The sequence below is a fragment of the Natronomonas sp. genome (assembly GCF_036625485.1).
Taxonomy (GTDB): domain Archaea; phylum Halobacteriota; class Halobacteria; order Halobacteriales; family Haloarculaceae; genus Natronomonas.
Genome location: NZ_JAZKTR010000206.1, coordinates 1 through 3,603, shown reverse-complemented (window position 1 = coordinate 3,603; position 3,603 = coordinate 1). Strand labels below are relative to the sequence as shown.

At 63.4% G+C, this 3,603-nt stretch carries 5 protein-coding genes; 3 read left to right on the top strand and 2 right to left on the bottom strand.

What is annotated here, in order from left to right:
* Positions 1–85: 85 nt before the first annotated feature.
* Positions 86–931, bottom strand: a complete 846-nt coding sequence (locus V5A53_RS13820; RefSeq protein ID WP_332314201.1) for a winged helix-turn-helix domain-containing protein — start codon at positions 929–931, stop codon at positions 86–88.
* Positions 932–1,083: 152 nt separating this feature from the next.
* Between V5A53_RS13820 and V5A53_RS13815 the strand changes: the two genes are divergently transcribed.
* On the top strand, positions 1,084–1,458 hold the full coding sequence (locus tag V5A53_RS13815) for a hypothetical protein (protein WP_332314200.1): 375 nt from the start codon (positions 1,084–1,086) through the stop codon (positions 1,456–1,458).
* A gap of 14 nt (positions 1,459–1,472) precedes the next feature.
* Here the strand turns inward: V5A53_RS13815 and V5A53_RS13810 are convergent, their stop codons facing one another.
* Entirely contained in the window at positions 1,473–2,369 is an 897-nt protein-coding gene (locus tag V5A53_RS13810) for an alpha/beta fold hydrolase (protein WP_332314199.1), read from the bottom strand.
* A gap of 101 nt (positions 2,370–2,470) precedes the next feature.
* Between V5A53_RS13810 and V5A53_RS13805 the strand changes: the two genes are divergently transcribed.
* Complete coding sequence (locus tag V5A53_RS13805; RefSeq protein ID WP_332314198.1) at positions 2,471–2,782, top strand: MTH1187 family thiamine-binding protein; 312 nt, start codon at positions 2,471–2,473, stop codon at positions 2,780–2,782.
* Positions 2,783–2,932: 150 nt separating this feature from the next.
* Entirely contained in the window at positions 2,933–3,511 is a 579-nt protein-coding gene (locus V5A53_RS13800; protein ID WP_332314197.1) for a DUF2150 family protein, read from the top strand.
* Positions 3,512–3,603: the final 92 nt, after the last annotated feature.

The window sequence follows — 3,603 nt, the reverse complement described above, 5'->3', positions numbered from 1 at the left end:
CGAACTATACGCCGAGCGGCGCGTAGCGATAGCGGCGCTGCCCGTTATCAAAGTCTACTCCGCACGCGCGATGAGTCAGGGACTTCTACCGCGTCACGTCGACTACCGAAAGCGAGTCATCGACCGTAGCTTCGAGCGTCTCCCCGTCGAGTTCGACAGTGACGTCGAACTGCCGACGCTCCGGAACGGGGGCCACGTCAACCGGCCTGTAAAACTCCGGTGCCCACAGCGGTCGCCGCCGGACGTCGATGCCGTGGTCCCGATAGAAGGCGGCGGCCGTCGGATGGAAGACGACAGCGACGATGACGGGGACTTCCAGCCGGACGCCACACCGAGAACACCGTGTTTCGACCTCCGACATCCCGTCCATACGGTCGAACTCCGGCGAGAGTTCGACGTGCGCATAGCAGAACGGACAGACGTTCTCGACGGCCAACTCCAGGTCCTGTCTGGTCTTCAGCGTCCAGATCTCGATCACCTCCGCGAGCGACCGGTTCTCGACGACTCCCGGGACGAGCGCGTTCCCAAACGAGTGATGGTTCGGGCAGGTGAACTGCAACAGGCCGTCCTCGTAGGTCGCGGTGAGGCGTTCCTCGCAGACGGGACAGATGTCGTCGAGTTCGGTCGGTCCGAGTTCGGCCCCATCACCGTAGACGCCGGTTATCAGCGCCGAGACGACCTGAAGGCCGGCGGGCGCGAGCCGGTAGCCACCGTCGGCCTTCGTGACGAATCGGCCCCGAAGCTTCTCCAGATGGTAGTTGAAGTTTCCAGAATCGCGGACGCCGACTCGCCGTCGGAGGTCGGAAAAGCCGATTTCCGGGCTTTCGGGCCCTTCCCGGAGTCGGTCCGAGAGCGCTCTGAGGATGCCGAGGCGCGTCTCGTCGCTGAGCACCTCGAAGCCACGGCCCGGCGTCGGTCCCTGCTCCGTCATACTGGTGCACTGGGAACCGAGCCATAACAAGTGTTCGCTACTTGAAGCTGTTTCGGCATCTATATCGACCGGTTCGAGATATACTGTCAGAAGAAATACTGTATTCGAATGCTGGATCGATATATACGGCTTCGGTCCGACGGGGTACGTGTATGGCATCTCTCCCGACGCGCTCCGGTGTCATTCCCGGGGCACGACCCCTTCGAGCGGGCGGCCTCATCACCGTCTGTGCGAGTATCGCGCTGAGCGTGCTGTCCTACGGTGTCCTCCCCGAACTGATGCGCATCCACTGGCAGTTCGGTTACGGGCCGTACTACGGACCGGAGTTCGCCCCGACAGCCGTCGTGCTGGCCGCGTTCCCGGTGGCCCTCACGGGGATTCTCGTGGTGAGTTCCCTGCTGGTACGGAAGCTCCGAGAACACGACTCGTTCGAAGCGGTTCGGCCCTATTACGAGTGGGCGGTCCTCGCGGTGCTGGCGTTCGCCCTCCTCACCCAGTTGGTGATTATCCGCCTCAACCTCGGCTAACGAGGCGCCGGTCGCTATTCGAAGAAGCCGATGATCTCGTCGCTCACCACATCGGGTTTCTCCTGTTGCATGAAGTGACCTGCATCGCGCACGCGCACGACGCGACACTCCTCGATTATCTCGTCGGCGTGGTCGAAGAGGGCCGGGCCGATACAGCCGTCTTCCTCGCCCGCGAGGACAAGCGTCGGCGTCCGAATCGGGGGCACGTCGTCGATAGCGGGCCGATCACCGCGAACGAACGACGAAAGCGACGAGCCGACGATATCGCGGTAATACTGGAGCGCCGCTTCGACGGTGCCCTCGGTACGGAAGGTCGATTTGACCTCGTCGACACGGGCCTCGGGATAGTCCCAGTTCGGACTCCACGTCCCCCAGAGGAACTCGATGAGCGCGAAGTCCCGCCAACGGAGCGCGCGCTCGGGGACGTCGGGCACCTGGAAGAACCACATGTACCAGCTCCGGAGCAGCTGTCTCGGGTGCTTCAGCAGGAGGGCGTCGAATCCGGGCGGGACGGCCATCGTCGCCATCCGTTCGAACGCGTCGGGGTCGACGCGGTCGGCGGCGTAGGCGGCGGCCGCGCCCCAATCGTGGCCGACGAGATAGGCGTCCTCGACGTCGAACCGCTCGGCGAGGGCTGTTTTGAGGGAAATTGCGTCCTGCCCGAGGGCCGTCGCCGAGTAGTCGCCGTCCGGTGCGGGGTCTGTGGGGCCGTAGCCGCGCATGTACGGTGCGACGGCGGTGTAGCCGGCATCGGCGAGGTTCAACATCACGGGAACCATCGACGGCGCGTCGTCGGGGAAGCCGTGCAGACAGAGCGCCAGTCGGTCGCCATCGCCCACCCGAATGCATTCGAAGGAGAGTCCATTCGCGTCGACGGTGTGGCGTCGAATTCGTTCGGAGTCCGTGCTCATATACGAATGGTCACGCGGGTCTTACAAGTGATTTACCGCGACCACTGCGGAGGCGAGCGACGGGCAGGCGCCTATAACAGGGTCGAGTGCCAACCGGTACTATGGCAATCGTCGCCCTACTCAGCGTGGCACCGGTCATCGAGGACAGCATGGCGAGCGAGGTCGCCGAAGCCGTCGAGGCACTCGACGACTACGACGTCTCCTATGAGACGAACCCGATGGGAACGGTCATCGAGGCCGACGACATCGACACCCTGCTGGCGGCCGTCGGCGCGGCCCACAAGGCCGTCGACGCCGACCGCGTGAGTACGTTCCTGAAGATCGACGACAAGCGCGCCCGCGACCAGCGTGCCCGCGAGAAGGTCGACGCCGTCGAGCGCGAGCTCGGTCGGCCGGCCCGAAGCGAGGAGTGATACGGACCGTTGTAACGATTTACTGGTCGTCGTCAGTACGGGTCGGCGATAACCGGTAACAAACTACGATGGTCCGTATAAGGAGTGAGGACAGTTACCGTTCGGTAGAACAAGGAAAAGGCATATCCCCCATCCCACGTACCTTCGAGCATGAGCAATCCCCCCAGCGAGTACTACGCAGAAGAACGGTGGAACAACTGGCTCGACCGGCTACGAGAGGAGGAGATCGACCCCGAAAACGAAGACTCGGCGCGCCTGCTTTTGAACCTGCAGGACGACACCGCCATCGCCATCGCCAAGATCGTCACCGACTGGGAAGACGGCGAAATCGACGAGGAGCAGGCCCTCGAAGAACTCGCGGGCATCCGGGATATCGTCCTCTCGGAAGTCGAGTTCGACGACGAGGAGAAACTCATGCTGATCGACGGCGTCCAGACCTCGCTGGTCTGTGTGTTCTACGCCGCCGAGGAGTTCATCGCTGGGGGACCCGCCGAGGAAGGTACCGTCGAGGACTACATCCGCGCCGCCGCCGACGCCGAAGCCGAGGACGACGCCGACACCGCACTCGCCTACTGCGCGCAGGCCGGGACGCTCCTGTTCGACGGCGAGGAACTCGACATGGACGTCGCCGAGGAGATCGAATACGGCCTCGTCGCCGAGTGGGTCAACGGGCTGGACTCGCTTTCGACCGCCCTTGCGGACCCCGAAGTCATCGACGAAGACGAGTAGGAGTACCCTTTTATTCACGAGGTGCCATTTCGCGATATGGTATCCGGGGACGACGAACGTGGGCAGTCCGTCCTGATCGGTTCTATTCTCCT